Below are 17,500 nucleotides of genomic sequence, written 5' to 3' on the forward strand. Positions count from 1 at the left end.
GCCGCAGCGGCGAGGACGTCGACTTCTCGAAGCCCGGCGACGCACTCGCTTCCGGCATCGCCATCATAGAGCAGGAACTCAGCCCGGTTCCGCACATGACGGTTGCTGAAAACATCTATCTCGGCCGCGAACCTTCGCGACGCTTCGGCGGCATCGATTTCAAGACGATGAACCTGAATGCCCAAAAGCTGCTCGACCAGCTGGAATTCGATATTCGCTCCAACCAGTACATGATGAACCTTTCGGTGGCGCAGATGCAGCTGGTGGAGATCGCCAAGGCGCTCAGCCATGACGCCGAGGTTATCTTCATGGACGAGCCGACTTCGGCCATCGGCGAAAAGGAAGCACAACAGCTGTTCAAGACGATCGTCCATCTGAAGGCAGCCGGCAAGGGTGTCGTCTATGTGTCGCACCGGCTGTCCGAAATCTTTCAGATCGCCGACGCCTATACGGTATTTCGCGATGGTGCCTACGTCGGCAGCGGCGATCTCTCCGAGATCGATCGACCGAGCCTGATCCGCATGATCGTCGGGCGCGATCTCGGAGAGGAGTATATCAAGACCAACGTACCGAGCGACGAGACCGGGTTCGAAGTGTCGGGACTGTCTGCCTCCGGCAAGATCGACGACATTTCCTTTTCCGCAAAGAGGGGCGAGATCTTCGGCATCTACGGGCTCATGGGTTCCGGACGCACGGAGATCTTCAATTGCCTTTTCGGCCTCGACAAACCCGACGCCGGTACGATGCGTCTGCATGGGCAGCCGATTACCGTCTCAAGGCCGGCCGAGGCGATGAAGCACGGGATTGCCTTCGTCACCGAGGATAGAAAACTCACCGGCCTCAACCTCGACGACAGCGTGCGCGGCAATATTGCCATGGCAAGTCTGCCCGAGATGAGCCCCAACTTTGTCATGCGTGGCCGCGAGGAGCAGGCAGCGAGCAGCCGGATGATCGCCCATTTCGGCATCAAGGCAGCGCGCGACACGATGGCCGTCTCGGGCCTTTCAGGCGGCAACCAGCAGAAGGTCGTGCTCGGCAAGTGGTTTTTGCGCGACCCGAAAATCCTGCTGCTCGACGAGCCGACACGCGGTGTCGACGTCGGCGCCAAGCGCGAGATCTACCGGATCATCTGCGATTTTGCAGCGGCAGGCGGCACGGTGATCATGATTTCATCGGAAATCGACGAGGTGCTGGGCATGTCGGACCGCATCCTCGTCATGCGCGATGGCCGGTCTGCGGGCATCTACCGGCGCGACGAGGCCAACGCCGAAACCCTGGTTCACCTTTCGACGTAGCGCATCCCCAAAACTAGAAGTCGTTCGTCCGGAACGTCATGAGGTCAGAAACGTGTCTCTCACAGATCATAAAACGATGTCGGGCTGGTTCAATGCAGACCGTCGCAGATTGCTGCTGCAGGAGTACGGGATCTTCCTTGCCTTCCTGCTGCTGTCGCTCATCCTTTCCGTGTCGAACGAATACTTCCTGACGTCCGGGAATATCTCGAACATCCTGCTGCAGACCTCGATCAACGGCGTGCTGGCGATCGGCATGACCTTCGTGATCCTGACGCGCGGCATCGACCTGTCGGTGGGCTCGGTAGTGGCCCTGACCGGCATCGTCAGCGCCAGCCTGGCGACGACATCGGCGACGGCCGGCGTATCCGGCGCGCCCTACCCGGCCTATGTGGCCCTTGCCGCCGGGATCCTTGTCGGTCTTGCCTGCGGCACCATCGTCGGCATCATCGTTTCGCGCTTTTCGGTCCCCGCCTTTGTCGCCACTCTCGGCATGCTGTCTGCGGCTCGTGGCATGACCCTCATCTATGGCGGTGGGAAACCTGTTCCGGGCCTGACGCCGGAGTTTCGCTGGATCGGCACCGGCAATATCATCGGCATTCCGATGCCGGTCGTCATCCTGGCGGTGGTCTTTCTGGTGTCCTGGTGGGTGTTGAACCGGACGCGGTTCGGCCGCTACATCTATGCCGTCGGTGGCAACCCGCATGCGGCAAAGACGTCCGGCATCAACGTCACCCGTATCCGCTTCGTTGTCTATACCATCTCGGGCGCCCTTTCGGGTCTCGCCGGCATGATGCTGTCGGCGCGCACCGGCTCGGCCCTGCCCCAGGCGGGCGTTGCCTATGAACTCGACGCCATCGCTGCCGTCGTCATCGGCGGGACGAGCCTGTCTGGCGGCGTCGGGCGCGTCACCGGCACGCTGATCGGCGCGCTGATCATCGGGGTGATGAACAACGGTCTCGATCTGCTCGGCATCCAGTCCTATTACCAACAGGTCCTCAAGGGCGCCCTTATCGTTGGCGCCGTGATGCTCGACCAGAAACGAAATCACGGTCAGTGACCGCAGCAATTCGGGCGGCAACCGCTGCCCGCAACAAAACGGCATGCCAGATGGCAGCCGGGATTCTCTATGGAGGAGAAAGAGATGAAGAGACTGTTGATTGGACTTATCGCCAGCGTCGCCATTCTTGCGGCGCCGGCCATGGCGCAGGACAAGAAACTCAAAATCGGGGCGACGACCTACGGCCTCAACGCCGAATTCATGCAGCTCTGGTCGGCGGCGCTGAAACAGCATCCCGCCGTCAAGAGCGGCGACGTCGAACTGACCGTCTTTGACGGCCGCTATGACGCGCTCGTGCAGCAGGAACAGTTCAACACGATGATCACGCAGAAGTTCGATGCGATCATCTTCGTGCCGATGGATGTCGAAGCCGGTGCTGCGGCCGTTCAGGCGGCCCACGACGCCGGCATCCCCGTCGTCGGCTCGAACGCTCGCGTCAATTCGGACCTGTTGACATCCTATGTCGGCTCGAACGACGTGCTGGCCGGCGAGATGGAAGCCAAGGCCGTGCTCGACAAGATGGGCTGCAAGGGCAATCTCGTCATTCTCGAGGGACCGATCGGTCAATCCGGCCAGATCCAGCGCCTCGAAGGCAACCAGAAGGCGCTGAAAGCCTGCCCCGATGTCAAGGTTCTGGAAACGCAGACGGCCAACTGGTCGCGCGCCGAAGCCCAGACGCTGATGGAGAACTGGCTGACCTCCCACCCTGGTCAGATCCAGGGTATCATCGGCCAGAACGACGAAATGGCATTGGGCGCCATCGAGGCGATCAAGGCAGCCAAGCTGAAGGTCTCCGACTTCGCCATTGCCGGCGTCGATGGGGTGACGGATGCAATCAACGCCGTCAAGGCAGGCCAGATGGCATCGATCCTGCAGGACGGCAGCGCCCAGGCGCAGGGCGCGCTCGACGTCGCCATAAAGGCAGCCCGGCCGGACTACAAGCCGGTATCAACGGTCTGGACCCAGTATCCCGACATGAAGTGGAATGACGGCAAGGAGAAGGATTACCTGGTTCCGTGGACCAAGGTTACGCCGGAGAATGCCGACAAGCTGCTGGAATCGCGCAAGTAGGAAATGGGTGAAAGGGGCGGCCACGCCGCCCCGATCCCGATAGACGAGAGTGGAGCACAATGACCGATACCGCTTTGCAGATAGACCTTAATTTCCCGCTGACCGGCAAGATTGCGCTGGTGACCGGCGGCGCCTCCGGCATCGGTGCGGCCATTGCCGACGCATTTTCTTCCAAGGGCGCTACAGTTGCCGTGCTCGACATCAATGCCGATGTCGCTGCTGAAAAAGCCAGATCGCTCGGACATGGCGCAAGACCGTTCGTCTGCGACGTATCGAGCCCGCAATCGGTCGAAAAGGCAGTTGCCGACGTTCTGGCTGCCTTTGGCGGCATCGACATCGCGGTCAACAGCGCCGGCGTCGTCTATCTCGCGCCGGCCGAAGACCTGTCGCTCGACCATTGGGACAGAACCATCAACATCAATCTGAAGGGCAGCTTTCTCGTGACCCAGGCGGTCGGGCGGGCGATGATCGCCGCCGGCAAGGGCGGCAAGATCGTCAACATGGCCTCCCAAGCGGGAACGGTTGCGATCGAGGAGCATGTGGCCTATTGCGCTTCGAAATTCGGCGTTATCGGCATGTCGAAGACCTTTGCAGCAGAATGGGGCAAGCATGGAATTTGCGTCAACACGATTTCCCCGACCGTGGTGCTGACGGAACTCGGCAAGAAGGCCTGGGCCGGTGAGAAGGGCGAAGCTGCCAAGAAAAGAATACCGAACGGGCGCTTTGCTTATCCGGAAGAAGTGGCTGCCGCAGCAGTGTTCCTGGTTTCGAACGGCGCCGACATGATCAACGGGGCCGATCTTCTGATCGATGGCGGCTACACCATTCTCTGAGCGACAGCCTGGAATTTCAAGGAGACATTATGCAGAGATTTATCAATGATCCGGACCAGGTCGTCGAAGATACCGTCAAGGGCTTCGTCAAGGCTCATTCCGACATCCTTCGCGTCGGGCAGAACCCGCGCGTCATCGTCGCCAAGGATGCCCCTGTTGCCGGCAAGGTCGGTGTCGTCACCGGTGGCGGCTCCGGCCATGAGCCGGGGTTCATGGGCTATACCGGCCGGAACATGTTGGATGCGGTGGCCGTTGGCGAGCTTTTTTCCTCACCGACCGCAAAGAGCTTTCAGGATGCCTTCCGCGAGGCCAATGGCGGCGCCGGCGTGGTGTGCCTCTATGGCAATTATGCCGGCGACAACATGAATGTAAAAATGGCGATCCGGCTCGCGGCCAAGGAGGGTATCGAGGTCGCAACCGTCGTTGCCAATGACGACGTGTGCTCCGCGCCACCGCATGAGCGGGAGAAAAGGCGTGGCGTGGCGGGCGAGATCTTCATGTGGAAGATCGGCAGCGCCCGGGCATCGCAGGGCGGAAGCCTCGAGGAGGTCCGTATTGCGGCCCAGAAGGCAATCGACAATTGCCGCTCGATCGGTGTCGGCCTTGGTCCCTGTACGTTGCCGGCAGTCGGTCACCCGAACTTTCAGATCGAACCCGGGACCATGGAAGTGGGCATCGGCCACCATGGCGAACCCGGCGTCCGCGTCGAACCACTGAAGACGGCACAGGAGATTGCACGCGACATGTGCAAGATCGTGCTGGACGACCATAATCTTCCGACGGGAACAGAGGTTGCCGTTCTGGTGTCGGGTCTGGGTGCCACGCCGCTGAACGAGTTGTATATTCTCAACGACACGATCGAGACGGAAATCACCGCCCGAGGCCTGGTCATTAACAAGACCTATGTCGGCAACTACTTCACGTCGCTGGAGATGGTCGGGGCGACGCTGACCGTCATGGCGCTCGACGACGAAACCAAGGCGCTGCTCGCGGTCGATGTCGACTGCACCATGAAGCTTTGAGGAAAACCCACATGCAGACGTTCAAGAACACCTCCGCCGCGCCGATCGTATTGTCCATTGCCGATCGCATCGTCGAAAATCGGGCCTATCTCAGCGAGATCGACGGGAAGATCGGCGACGGCGACCACGGCGTCAATATGGCAAAAGGTTTCGGCATGGCGGCGGAACGGTTGAAGGGGCAGGATGCTAGCCTCGGCCAGTCCTTCGAGATACTCGGCTCCGTGCTGATGAACGAAATTGGTGGCTCGATGGGACCGCTCTACGGCGTGATGTTTACCGAATTCGCCGAGCAGCTCGAAGGTCGCGAAGATATCGATCCTAAAACATTCAGCGCGATGCTGCATGCCGGGCTTGACGGCATACAGTCCATCGGCTCCGCCAAGGTGGGCGACAAGACGCTGCTCGATGCACTCGTACCCGCCATCGAGGCTTTCGACGACGCCGTCGCATCGGGCGAGCCCTTCGAAACTGCGCTTCAGAAACTGGTTCAGGCGGCCGAGGCCGGTCGCGACTCAACAATCGATCTTGTCGCAAAAATTGGCCGGTCGAGCCGCCTGGGGGATCGTTCTCTCGGTGTCCTTGATGCTGGCGCCACCTCTTGCGCGATTATCCTGAAACAGCTCAGCCTATCTGCGCAGGAACGCCTGCGCTGATCCTGACGCGGTAGAAAGGCGCGTCCGCCGGCCGGTCTGGCGTGACTTTCGCTCCAGGTCCCTTGCAAAAGCGCTTGCCGTGCTTTCATCCTTGCAGTCGAAAACACGGGAGACGGCGCGTTTAGATGACGATCAAATTATCCCAGCCGCGAAAGTCCACCGCCGGCAAGGCCAGCGCGTCCGAAGCGCTCGAGGGAATGCCGCTGCGCTACGGCGACGATCCCTATGTCTGGGCGTGCTGGCTCTATTACGAAGACGGCATGACGCAGGGCGACATCGCCGATGCCATGGGCATCTCGCGCGCAACGGTCAACAGCTACCTCGCCGAAGCGCGCGAGCGAGGCATCGTCAGCATTTCCATCGAGCCCGGCCGCTTGTCGTCGCTGACCGTCGCCCGGGAGATAAAGCACCACTTCGGCCTGGCGGACTGTCTTGTCGTGCCGAGCGACGACAATGCCAAGCCCCTGATCGAGCGGTTGGGAATGGCAGGCGCGCAGGCCTTGCAACGCCTGCTGCAATCAGGCGATACGCTCGCGGTTTCCTGGGGCCGGACAGTGCTTGCCGTCGGAGAGCGGGCATCGGCGACCGGCCTTCAGGATGTCACCGTCGTCCAGGCGACAGGTGGAACGCGGGCCAGCTTCGCCTACACGCCCGAACTCTGCGCGGCCTCGATTGCCGACGCGGTCGGCGCAAGGCTAATCAACATTTCCGCGCCGGCAATCGTCACCAGCCCTGAAATGCGCGACCTGCTGTTGCGCGAGCCGTTAATCGAGAACCAGTTCCAGACCCTTGCGCGCGCCAACAAGGCCCTGTTCGGCATATCGTCGCTGCGCCCCAACTCGACCATCCATACCAGCGGCTTTTTCGAGTCCGTGTCGCTGCAGGATTACCTCGCCAGAAATGCCGTTGGAGTCGTCGCCGGTCGCTTCATAGACGGCCATGGGCGACCTATCACCGGCCCGCTCGACGAGCGCACCGTCGGTATTTCGCTGGACATGCTGAAGGCCATCGACTTGCGCGTTGCCATTGCCGGTGGCTTTGACAAGGTTCCGGCTATTCTTGCCGCACTGCGCGGCGGCTATGTCAATGTGCTGATCACCGATGCCGCAACTGCGCGCGGCATCCTCAATGCCGACGGTGTCGCAGATGTGGATCGCAGGATCTCGCAGCGGGCGAAGACGGACATCGGCCAGCCGGTGCCCCAAGTCAACCAACGCCTCTATACCAAGAAGTTTCTCAACAATCCGGACCACGTCGTCGAGGAGATGCTTTCCGGCATGGTCAAGGCCCATGCCAGCCACCTTCGACCGATCGACAGATCCCATCGCGTCCTCATTGCGCGGGACGGTCCCAGGCCGGGGAAAGTCGGTCTCGTGATCGGCGGCGGTGCCGGGCATGAACCTGGTTTTTACGGCTATGTCGGCAAAGGCCTGGCAGACGCCGTGGCCATCGGCAATATTTTCTCGTCGCCGCCGCCGGGTCCCATCCTGCAAGGTGCCGAAGCCGCCTCGGGCGGTGAAGGGGTCCTCTTCGTCTACGGCAACTATGCCGGCGACGTGATGAATTTCGAAATGGCCGCAGAAATGGCCGAGGCGAAGGGTATCTCGGTTAGAACGGTGCTGACGACTGACGATATCGCCTCGTCGCCAGTCGAGGACCGCGATGGGCGACGGGGGGTTGCCGGCAACTTCTTCGTCTTCAAGGCAGCTGGGGCAGCTTGCGACATCGGTTTCCCGCTCGAGAAATGCGAGGCACTGACACGCAGGGCCAATGCCCGCACCTACACTGTCGGCGTCGCTCTCGAACCCTGCTCCATGCCGCAGACCCGGCGATACAATTTTGCAATTGGGCCCGACGATATCGAGTTCGGCATGGGGATCCACGGCGAGCCCGGCGTCGCCCGCGAGAAGATGATGCCCGCTGACGCGATAGTCGACAAAGTCATCGACCGTATTTTTTCGGAGATGAAACCGGTGGCGGGGGATCGCGTTGCCGTACTGGTCAATTCGTTCGGCGCAACACCGCTGATGGAGCTGTATATTCTCTTCAGGCGGGTGGAGCAGCGACTGGCAGCGAAGGGGATCGCCATAGACGCCAACTGGGTCGGCCACTATTTCACATCCCTCGACATGGTCGGCGCATCCATATCGATACTGCATCTGGACGAAGACCTGACCGCACTTTTGAAACATCCCTGCGACGGTGTCGTTCTGAAAATGACGTGAAACGGCAATCGGGGAGGAGATGGCCCGATCGATGGAGGATAGCGATGACTGAGAGCGCGGCAAGAAGCCTCGGGCGGATGTTTCATGATATTTCTGCAGCAATCGATCGGCAGAAAGATCGGCTGACATCGCTTGACGGCGCCATCGGCGACGCCGACCACGGCATTACCATGTCGCTTGGCTTCCATGCCGTGACGATGGAACTGGCGCGCCTGGACTTCGACACTGCCGCCGCCTCGACCGTCTTTGCGACGGCAGCATCGGCTTTCCTCGACGCCGTCGGAGCGTCCACCGGCCCCCTCTATGCCAGTGCCTTCCTCAAGGCCGCAAAGGTGCTCGAGACGGACGCGTCGTTGTCGCTGGCTAACCAGGTGGCTATCATCGAAGCCCTGACGCTTGGCATCCAGCAACGTGGAAAAGGCCAGCGCGGCGACAAGACCATGCTCGACGCGTGGATTCCAGCCATGGAAGCAGCTATTGCGGCCAAGGCGGAGGGGACCACGCCATCAGACATGTGGCGACGGGTGACGGAAGCAGCAGAGGCTGGTGCGAACGCGACGAGTTCCATGGTCGCTGCTCGCGGCAGGGCCGCACGGCTCGGTCAGCGATCGCTCGGTCACATAGACCCCGGCGCCGCCTCCGCTGCCATTATTCTTCGTGCAATGATGGACAGCCTCTCCATCCACGCAGCGCCCCGTGCTGACCTATATACCGACAGCGCCGGTACCAGTGTGCGCGTTGACGAATGATGTTCTTCGTTCAGGGCCCCGCTTTGCAACGGAGCCCACATGCCGAGGCCTGGGGTGTCAGACCTGTGCCAGGCCTCCGTCGACGAAGACTTCGCTGCCGGTCATGAAGCTGCTGTCGGAGGAGGCGAGGAAGGCTGCTACCGCACCTGTCTCCGAGGGATCTCCCATACGACTGAGCGCCGTCGTCTCGCCCATCGCGGCCATTCCTTCATCCCCCAGAACCTCAAGCGCAAGCTCAGTCGTGATCGGGCCCGGAGACATCACATTGACGCGGATGCCGGTGCCGCGAAGGTCGAGTGCCCAGCTGCGGGCCAGGTTGCGAACAGCTGCCTTGGTGGCGCTGTAGATGCTGAATGCCGGCGTGCCCATGACCCCCGCGCTCGAACCGGTCAGGATGATCGACGCGCCTTTCGTCATGAGCGGAAGCGCCTTCTGCACCGTAAACACCAGGCCCTTCACATTGAGATCGAAGGTCTGGTCGAAGTGCTCTGGCGTGATTTCGCCAAGGGGTGCGAACGAACCGGTCCCTGCGTTTGCCAGCAGGATGTCAAGCGTTCCACGTTCGCTCCTCACCGTCTCATACAGACGATCGAGATCGGCGAAGCTGGTGACAGACCCCTTTACGGCACGTGCCTCTGAACCCAACTCTGCCAAGGCCGCATCAAGCGCCTCCTGCCGTCTTCCAAAAATGTAGACGAATGCGCCTTCCTCAATGAACCGCTTGGCAGCCCCGAGCCCGATCCCGCTTCCACCGCCAGTCACCACAGCCGTCTTGCCTTGTAATCTTTTCATGTTGTGCTCCTTGGTTGACACGAGAAAGAAACTGGCGACGCGCATCCCTATTGACAAGTATGCACCTTTTGGTAAGTACTAATAATGTCATACGATAATGTCGATAAAGCCGGACCACGCGAAAATGATTTACCGCCGGGCGAGACTATCGCAACGACGCTGTCTGGGTTTACCTGCGGCCTCGATGCGACGTTGCGAGTGATTGCCGGCAAGTGGAAGCCGCTGATCCTGTACTTCGTCGCGCAGGGTGGCCCCACCAGATACGGAGCGCTGCGGCGTGCCGTGAGAGATGTCAGCGACAAGATGCTGATCCAGCAGCTCAAGGAGCTTGAAGCCGACGGTCTGGTAAAGCGTACCGACTACAAGGAAATCCCGCCAAGAGTGGACTATGGTCTGACTCCCTTGGGTCGCAGCCTGGCTGAGGCCCTTGTCCCCCTCTGCTCGTGGGGGACGGAGAACATGGCCGAGGTCGCTCGCGTTTTCGCCGAGCGCGATGCTTTGAACAGCAAAGAACGCAAGCCTCGCAGTAATGACGGAATGAGTAGAAACTTGGAAGCTGGCTGACCGACAGCCTTCAGCCCGGCGCTACTTGGGTGAGTGGGCACTCACTTCGGAAGATACGGCTTCAAACCCTGGGCGAGAAGCTTGTCAAGCATCCGGTCGGGCAGGATCCTGATAAGCCGAGCGATCATCGCGGTGCTACGTCCGACGGTATAGCGGGTGCGAGGCTGCTTGCTGACAATTGCGTCGGCGATGATTGTCGCGACATTTTCGGCGGTAGCGCCTCCCGACACGGATGCCTGGGCCTGCGCGACAACGGCTTGCATCAGTGCACCGTATCGGCCGCGTTGCTCGGTCGTCATTTCGCTGACGACCCGCTGCCCGGTCGCGTCGACCCGCCCGAGCATTCCGGTGGTGACTGCACCCGGTTCGATCACGACGACCTTCACGCCAAGGGACCCGACCTCGCGGCGCAATGAATCGCTGACGGCTTCCAGAGCGAATTTCGTCGCGGCGTAAGGGCCGTAAGTTGCCATCGCTACCCTGCCCCCGACGGAGGATATGTTGACGATCGTACCCCTGCTTTGGATAAGCAATGGGAGCAGGGCCTGCATCATCGCGACATGACCGAAAAGATTGACCTCGAACAAGCGACGCCACTCGGGCAGAGCATAGGTCTCAAGCGGCGCATTGACCGCAACCCCGGCATTGTTCACCAGGGCGCGCAAAGTTCGGCGCTGCGGATCCTCGGTGATGTGCTGCACGAGTGCAGTGATCGCATCCGCGTCTGTTATGTCGAGCATGATAGGTTCGATGTTGTCGGCTCGGATTGCGTCGCCATCCATTTCGCGACGAATGCCGGCCAGCACGTGGAAGCCACGCGCGGCAAGCGCGCGGGCTGTGGCGGCGCCGATGCCGGTTGAAGCTCCGGTTACCACGACGATCTCCTGCCGGCGTTCTTTTCCTGCCGAACCACTATTCATAATGACTGTCCAGTCTCTCTTTAATTAATGAAATAAATCAGCCCAGGATGCGCAAAAGCGCCCTGAACCCTGCAGCAGCATGCGAATCCGCCCCGGCAGGATCGCGTGCGATGTAATCGACCGTTGCATCCAGCATGCCAGTGACGAGCGTGGCGACGAACATCAGCGGTGCGTCTCGCAACGGACCGTTGGCTCTGCTTCGATCCAGAAGAGCTTCGACGTCGGCGTAAACCTCGCCTACTGCCTGACGGCTGGCTGTCGTGACTTCATTGGAGACGCCGAGATGGGCAAGCACGCAGCGCTTTTGCGGGTTTGCGACTGCCCAGTTCAACCAGCCATCCCAAACGTGAAGGACCTGGTCATGCATATCGGCATGAGTCGGAAGCCCTACCGTCGTCGATAGGGCCATTTCCGTTTTTAATTCCTTGTACAGTTGGTTCAAAAGCTCGGCTTTGGTTTCGAAATACGTAAACAATGCTCCATTCGAAACCCCTGCCTCTTTTGCTATCATCGCGGTAGGCGCACTCGTCCCTTGCGCGGCGATAATCGCAATCGCCGCCTTCATGATCGCACTACGCTTCTCGTCGCTTCTGGGTCTTGCCATCATCCGTCTCCGCAGACACGCCTCTATCGGAGAGTGATCAGTCAGTCAATTAAAAGTATGTACCTGATGCAGTCGGCGGGGTGCATTTCCTTTAGCGGCAGTCGGTCAGTCTCCCAAGAGCTGGCGGTCGTCACCGTCCCGATGGGCAACCAGGTGTTGCTTGATGCGCCGCAGTGTCACAGTTGCCTCTGGCTTAATGGCATAGGCCACCAGACTGGCGATAATATCGACGACGGCAAGATAGGCTATGCGCGTGGAGGTCGGCCGATAGATATTATTGCCTTCAGGCAGATCGACGGCCACGACGATATCGGCGGCCTGTGCGACGGCACTACCGCTTTGCGTCAGGGCGATGGTCGGCACACCGGCCTCGCGCGCCAATGTGGAGGCCCGGGCGAGTTCGGCATTGCGCCCGGAAAAGGAGGAGCCAATCAGCACGTCGGTCGGTTTGGCAGCGGCTGCCATCATCAGTTGCATGCTGTGGTCTGAACTGGCCGTCACATGCAGGCCGAAGCGAAAGAGCCGGTTCTGCAATTCGCCGGCAATCATCGACGAATTGCCGCCGGAGCCAAAAGCGTAGATCATCCCTGCCGTGGAAAGTTTCTCGGCAGCTTGCGACAGCGCTGACATGTCGAGCGAGCGATGCAGCAGGAATAGGGCGTTTTGTGCCTTGTTGATGATATCGGCCGCGACATCGGCCGGATCTGTACTTTTCGATTCCGGCTTCAGGTAACGGACGCCGACATGGGCGGAGCGCGCCAGTTGAACCTTGAAGTCGGCAAAGCTGTCGCAGCCGATATGCCGGCAGAAGCGTGTCACAGTGGGCGGTGAGACATCCGCCCTCTCAGCAAGCGCGATAATGGAGGCGTTAACGGCGAATTCGAAGTCATCCAGAACGATGTCCGCGATGCGATTTTCCGATCGGGAAAATCTGCCCTTCTCCTCCTGCAATGTCGAGAAAATATCCATGTCCCGCCCCCCCACAGCCTTTCGCGCCAGTCCGTCCCCACGCTCTCATGAAGGCCAGTGGCTTGCAGCGGATGCCGCGATCAACCGTGCCACCAGGCTTGGTGCATTACAGCTCTCTTGCAAATTATTTGCTTATCAGGTTGACAACGCGACATGCAAAGCAGATTTTTGCCAGAAAAACTGCTTTTATGAAAATAATTTTAATTGTGGGGAAGCATGCGGGATCCTTTTCAAAACCCATTTCCATCCTCGGATCGCGACCGACACTTTATCTGGGAAATGCTTGTGGCGCGTGACATCGATGCTTTCCTGGCTACTGACTGGTCCATGGTAGAAGACGATTTCGTCGAAGAAGGATTCATCGGGATCGATTGTAAAAAGGAGATCAGTCCGGACGGCTGGCGGCTCGCTTTCCCGACCCTTTCTGCTTACCGCAACGAATGGCTGAAACAGGCCAAGGACTTTGCCGCGCAGTCATTCGCCGAGGATGCACGGACGGCGATTTTCACCACTACGATACTGGAAGACATCGAAATCGCGGGCGATATGGCGCTGGTGCGCAAGAAGTTCGATGGTGGACTGGCCAGGGCGGATGGTAGCCGCGATGTGATGCAGTGGCAGACCTTATACTATTGCCGCATTCATGGCGGTCGCTGGAAGATCGCCGGATTTACGGGATATCTGCCGAATCCGATGGGCTGAGCGGACGGCAAACAGGGGCGATTTCATTTGCGCATCTTCACGGCAGCTCTGGCGACGGAAACAAATACCTTCTCGCCGATCTGTGTCGACCGCCGTGCCTTCGAGGCCTCCCTCTATGCGCCGCCCGGCGAGCATCCAGAAACGCCGACGCTCTGCACTGCACCAATCACCGTCGGCCGACGGGTCACGGGTGAAAAGGGCTGGGAACTGATCGAGGGCACTGCCGCCTGGGCCGATCCGGCAGGGTTGCTTAATCGCTCGACCTATGAAGCACTGCGTGACGAGGTGCTCGGCCAGTTGCATGCGGCAATGCCGGTCGATGCTGTTGTGCTCGGATTGCATGGCGCCATGGTTGCCGCCGGCTATGAGGATGCCGAGGGCGACATTCTCACCCGCATCCGTGAACTGGTTGGGGCCGATGTCCCGATCTGCGCCGAACTTGATCCCCACAGCCATCTGACGGACAAGCGGCTGTCGGCCGCGGATCTCTTCGTCTGCTTCAAGGAATTTCCGCACACGGATTTCGTCGATCGTGCCGAGGATCTCTGGCGGATCACCGTCGATATGCTCGAGGGCCGCGTGAAGCCGGTCATGTCGGTCTTCGATTGCCGAATGATCGATGTTTTTCCCACCTCTCGTGATCCGATGCGCTCCTTCATCGACAGGATCATGAAGATCGAGCGGGATGACGCGGACATTCTCTCCATTTCGGTCGTCCACGGCTTCATGGCGGGAGACGTGCCTGAGATGGGCACGAAGGTGCTTGTGGTGACCAACGATAACAGGGAAAAGGGGGAGATGCTTGCCCGCAGGCTGGGGCTCGAGTTGTTTGCCAGCCGCGGGACCTTCATCATGCCGCAGGTGGACGAGAAGCAGGCGGTAGCCTCTGCGCTTGCCGCCACATCCTGGCCAGTGGTGATCGCCGACATATGGGACAATCCCGGCGGCGGAACTGCAGGTGACGCGACCGTGCTCCTGCGGGAACTGCTCGACAAGGGCGCCACAAACACCGCGATTGGCACTATCTGGGATCCGATGGCAGTCCAGATCTGCATGGCAGCTGGCGAAGGTGCCGAAATTCCGCTGCGCTTCGGAGCCAAATCTGCTCCCGGCACCGGCAATCCGGTGGACGGTATTATTTCTGTCGTTAAACTTGTCGCCAATGCGGAGATGCGCTTTGGCGAAAGCTTTGTACCGTTCGGCGATGCCGCTCATATCGTTCTCGATGGCATCGATATCATTCTGAATTCAACGCGGGCACAGACCTTCGACCCGAGTGTATTTTCTGTCATGGGCATTGATCCGACAGAACGGAAGATCCTCGCGATCAAATCGACCAACCATTTTTTCGCCTCGTTCTCAAAGATCGCGTCCGAGATCATATACTGCTCAGCCGGCACACCCTATCCGAACAATCCGGCGCAAACGCCCTATCGGCGCGCGCGCAAAGATATCTGGCCGATGATACCGGCTCCCCACGGGTGACAAAGCGCGAAGCGCTGATGTAGTGGCGAACCCCGAACGCGAAACGGCCCGCAGTCATTATGACGCGGGCTTTGTAGTGCTGGACTGGTGCATTGATGTTTGGTTTGGGATTTGGTTGCGGGGGCAGGATTTGAACCTGCGGCCTTCAGGTTATGAGCCTGACGAGCTACCGGGCTGCTCCACCCCGCGGAAAGTGATGTTGTTTGCGTTTGGGTTGTTGGTTTTGAACGACTTTGTGTCGATGTTTGTCTGTGCATGTGAATGAGAATTATGTTGCGTTTTGCAGACCTGGCAGCGACCGACTCTCCCGCGTCTTAAGACGGAGTACCATAGGCGCAGGGGCATTTCACGGCCGTGTTCGGAATGGGAACGGGTGCAGGTGCCCCGCCATGACCACCAGGTCGGCAAAGCGCAACATTTGAGAAGCTGGGTGGCATCGCCACTTGAATCTTTTTTAACCCAGAACGACTTGCCGTCGTCCAGGTGAACACGTTTATTTCGATCTTCTGTTTTCAGCACTGTCCGGATCACTCCAGCAGCACGATTTCATCGTGCCGCCAGGCGTCTGGCGCAAGCCTGTCCTCGGGCTAGACCCGAGGATCCGCAGCGCCTTTGGCGCGTGAGGACAAGAAGATCATGTGCATCAAACGCAGTTTGATGAACATGAGCAATGAGAACGATCAAGCCAGTCGAGCTATTAGTACCGGTAAGCTTCATGCATTGCTGCACGTCCACACCCGGCCTATCAACGTGGTCGTCTTCCACGGCTCTGATAGGGAACACTCGTTTTCAGGTTGGTTTCCCGCTTAGATGCTTTCAGCGGTTATCCATTCCATATTTAGCTACCCTGCTATGCCCTTGGCAGGACAACAGGTCCACCAGAGATATGTCCATCCCGGTCCTCTCGTACTAGGGACAGATCCTGTCAATATTCCTACACCCACGGCAGATAGGGACCGAACTGTCTCACGACGTTCTGAACCCAGCTCACGTACCGCTTTAATTGGCGAACAGCCAAACCCTTGGGACCTGCTCCAGCCCCAGGATGCGATGAGCCGACATCGAGGTGCCAAACAACCCCGTCGATATGGACTCTTGGGGGTCATCAGCCTGTTATCCCCGGCGTACCTTTTATCCGTTGAGCGATGGCCCTTCCACGCGGGACCACCGGATCACTATGACCGACTTTCGTCTCTGCTCGACTTGTCAGTCTCGCAGTCAGGCGGGCTTATGCCATTGCACTCGACGACCGATTTCCGACCGGTCTGAGCCCACCATCGCGCGCCTCCGTTACTCTTTCGGAGGCGACCGCCCCAGTCAAACTACCCACCATACACTGTCCCGGATCCGGATAACGGACCGCGGTTAGACATCCATGACGATAAGGGTGGTATTTCAAGGATGGCTCCACAGAAACTGGCGTCCCTGCTTCAAAGCCTACCACCTATCCTACACATGCCGACACGAATGCCAGTGTAAAGCTATAGTAAAGGTGCACGGGGTCTTTCCGTCTGACCGCAGGAACCCCGCATCTTCACGGGGAATTCAATTTCACTGAGTCTATGTTGGAGACAGCGGGGAAGTCGTTACGCCATTCGTGCAGGTCGGAACTTACCCGACAAGGAATTTCGCTACCTTAGGACCGTTATAGTTACGGCCGCCGTTTACTGGGGCTTCAGTTCAGAGCTTGCACCCCTCCCTTTAACCTTCCAGCACCGGGCAGGCGTCAGACCCTATACGTCGTCTTGCGACTTCGCAGAGCCCTGTGTTTTTGGTAAACAGTCGCTACCCCCTGGTCTGTGCCACCCCGCAAAAGTTGCCTTGAGCGGGGCCACGCTTCTTCCGAAGTTACGCGTGCAATTTGCCGAGTTCCTTCAACATAGTTCTCTCAAGCGCCTTGGTATGCTCTACCTGACCACCTGTGTCGGTTTCGGGTACGGTCTATACGGTGGAGCTATTTCCTGGAACCGCTTCCCTGCACGATCAATCCAATAAGATCGTACAAGTTACGCAATCCGTCACTACCACCAGGCCCACGATTATTAACGTGGTTCCCATCGACTACGCGTGTCCGCCTCGTCTTAGGGGCCGGCTAACCCTGCTCAGATTAACTTTAAGCAGGAACCCTTGGTCTTTCGGCGAGGGGGTCTCTCACCCCCTTTATCGTTACTCATGTCAACATTCGCACTTCCGATACCTCCAGGAGCCCTCACGGGTCTCCCTTCACAGGCTTACGGAACGCTCCGCTACCACTGGCAAACTCGCTAGAGTTTTGCCAATCCTCAGCTTCGGTGCATGGCTTCAGCCCCGTTACATTTTCGGCGCAAAGACCCTTGACTAGACCAGTGAGCTGTTACGCTTTCTTTAAATGATGGCTGCTTCTAAGCCAACATCCTGGTTGTTTTGGGATCCTCACATCCTTTCCCACTTAGCCATGACTTGGGGACCTTAGCTGGAGGTTAGGGTTGTTGCCCTTTTCACGACGGACGTTAGCACCCGCCGTGTGTCTGCCTGATAGTACTCCCCGGTATTCGGAGTTTGGTTAGGATCAGTAAGACG

Annotated in this window: 15 protein-coding genes, 1 tRNA gene and 2 rRNA genes (2 of these 18 only partly in view); 11 read left to right on the forward strand and 7 right to left on the reverse strand. The window is 59.2% G+C overall.

Annotated elements, in window-relative coordinates; translation table 11 throughout:
- The 8 genes from J5278_RS00965 to dhaL (J5278_RS01000) all read left to right on the forward strand — a co-directional run.
- Window positions 1-1,295, forward strand: partial view of a sugar ABC transporter ATP-binding protein gene (locus J5278_RS00965; RefSeq protein ID WP_209185855.1) — the 3' portion only. Its footprint begins 184 nt before the window's first position; 1,295 of the gene's 1,479 nt are visible here — the last part of the coding sequence; its start codon lies off the left edge, out of view; its stop codon occupies window positions 1,293-1,295.
- A gap of 76 nt (window positions 1,296-1,371) precedes the next feature.
- Complete coding sequence (locus J5278_RS00970) at window positions 1,372-2,352, forward strand: ABC transporter permease (RefSeq protein ID WP_209185866.1); 981 nt, start codon at window positions 1,372-1,374, stop codon at window positions 2,350-2,352.
- Window positions 2,353-2,436: 84 nt separating this feature from the next.
- Window positions 2,437-3,423 (forward strand): substrate-binding domain-containing protein, encoded by a 987-nt coding sequence (locus tag J5278_RS00975; protein WP_142832504.1) that lies wholly within the window; start codon window positions 2,437-2,439, stop codon window positions 3,421-3,423.
- Window positions 3,424-3,482: 59 nt separating this feature from the next.
- The gene (locus tag J5278_RS00980) at window positions 3,483-4,256 is read left to right on the forward strand and encodes an SDR family oxidoreductase (protein ID WP_209185856.1); all 774 of its coding nucleotides are present in this window, start codon (window positions 3,483-3,485) and stop codon (window positions 4,254-4,256) included.
- 29 nt (window positions 4,257-4,285) lie between these two features.
- Window positions 4,286-5,278 (forward strand): dihydroxyacetone kinase subunit DhaK, encoded by a 993-nt coding sequence (locus J5278_RS00985; RefSeq protein ID WP_209185857.1) that lies wholly within the window; start codon window positions 4,286-4,288, stop codon window positions 5,276-5,278.
- An 11-nt stretch (window positions 5,279-5,289) separates the two neighbouring features.
- Window positions 5,290-5,931 carry a dihydroxyacetone kinase subunit DhaL gene (dhaL, locus tag J5278_RS00990; RefSeq protein WP_209185858.1) on the forward strand — a complete coding sequence of 214 codons (642 nt, stop codon included), beginning with the start codon at window positions 5,290-5,292 and terminating at the stop codon, window positions 5,929-5,931.
- Window positions 5,932-6,056: 125 nt separating this feature from the next.
- Window positions 6,057-8,156, forward strand: a complete 2,100-nt coding sequence (locus tag J5278_RS00995; protein ID WP_209185859.1) for a bifunctional sugar-binding transcriptional regulator/dihydroxyacetone kinase subunit DhaK — start codon at window positions 6,057-6,059, stop codon at window positions 8,154-8,156.
- 44 nt (window positions 8,157-8,200) lie between these two features.
- Complete coding sequence (dhaL, locus tag J5278_RS01000) at window positions 8,201-8,905, forward strand: dihydroxyacetone kinase subunit DhaL (RefSeq protein ID WP_209185860.1); 705 nt, start codon at window positions 8,201-8,203, stop codon at window positions 8,903-8,905.
- Between the two features lie 57 nt (window positions 8,906-8,962).
- Here dhaL (J5278_RS01000) and J5278_RS01005 read toward each other — a convergent pair whose 3' ends face one another.
- The gene (locus J5278_RS01005; protein ID WP_142832498.1) at window positions 8,963-9,697 is read right to left on the reverse strand and encodes an SDR family NAD(P)-dependent oxidoreductase; all 735 of its coding nucleotides are present in this window, start codon (window positions 9,695-9,697) and stop codon (window positions 8,963-8,965) included.
- Window positions 9,698-9,856: 159 nt separating this feature from the next.
- On the opposite strand from J5278_RS01005, the gene J5278_RS01010 reads away from it, so the two are divergent.
- On the forward strand, window positions 9,857-10,261 hold the full coding sequence (locus tag J5278_RS01010) for a helix-turn-helix domain-containing protein (RefSeq protein WP_209185867.1): 405 nt from the start codon (window positions 9,857-9,859) through the stop codon (window positions 10,259-10,261).
- 41 nt (window positions 10,262-10,302) lie between these two features.
- Here J5278_RS01010 and J5278_RS01015 read toward each other — a convergent pair whose 3' ends face one another.
- From J5278_RS01015 to J5278_RS01025, 3 genes are all read right to left on the reverse strand, one after another.
- Complete coding sequence (locus J5278_RS01015; RefSeq protein WP_209185861.1) at window positions 10,303-11,181, reverse strand: SDR family NAD(P)-dependent oxidoreductase; 879 nt, start codon at window positions 11,179-11,181, stop codon at window positions 10,303-10,305.
- A gap of 37 nt (window positions 11,182-11,218) precedes the next feature.
- The gene (locus J5278_RS01020; RefSeq protein ID WP_209185862.1) at window positions 11,219-11,746 is read right to left on the reverse strand and encodes a TetR/AcrR family transcriptional regulator; all 528 of its coding nucleotides are present in this window, start codon (window positions 11,744-11,746) and stop codon (window positions 11,219-11,221) included.
- Between the two features lie 144 nt (window positions 11,747-11,890).
- Window positions 11,891-12,754 carry a MurR/RpiR family transcriptional regulator gene (locus J5278_RS01025; protein WP_209185863.1) on the reverse strand — a complete coding sequence of 288 codons (864 nt, stop codon included), beginning with the start codon at window positions 12,752-12,754 and terminating at the stop codon, window positions 11,891-11,893.
- 216 nt (window positions 12,755-12,970) lie between these two features.
- On the opposite strand from J5278_RS01025, the gene J5278_RS01030 reads away from it, so the two are divergent.
- Window positions 12,971-13,456: a hypothetical protein gene (locus J5278_RS01030; protein WP_209185864.1), complete on the forward strand. Its 486-nt coding sequence runs from the start codon at window positions 12,971-12,973 to the stop codon at window positions 13,454-13,456.
- A gap of 27 nt (window positions 13,457-13,483) precedes the next feature.
- Window positions 13,484-14,941: a M81 family metallopeptidase gene (locus J5278_RS01035; protein WP_209185865.1), complete on the forward strand. Its 1,458-nt coding sequence runs from the start codon at window positions 13,484-13,486 to the stop codon at window positions 14,939-14,941.
- A 112-nt stretch (window positions 14,942-15,053) separates the two neighbouring features.
- Here the strand turns inward: J5278_RS01035 and J5278_RS01040 are convergent.
- The 3 genes from J5278_RS01040 to J5278_RS01050 form a co-directional block, all read right to left on the reverse strand.
- Window positions 15,054-15,130, reverse strand: a tRNA-Met gene (locus J5278_RS01040).
- 97 nt (window positions 15,131-15,227) lie between these two features.
- A 5S ribosomal RNA gene (gene rrf, locus J5278_RS01045) occupies window positions 15,228-15,342 on the reverse strand.
- Between the two features lie 275 nt (window positions 15,343-15,617).
- Window positions 15,618-17,500: ribosomal RNA gene (locus J5278_RS01050) — 23S ribosomal RNA — on the reverse strand (it continues 1,079 nt past the right edge of the window).

It is taken from the genome of Rhizobium sp. B21/90, assembly GCF_019355815.1.
GTDB lineage: Bacteria > Pseudomonadota > Alphaproteobacteria > Rhizobiales > Rhizobiaceae > Rhizobium > Rhizobium rhododendri.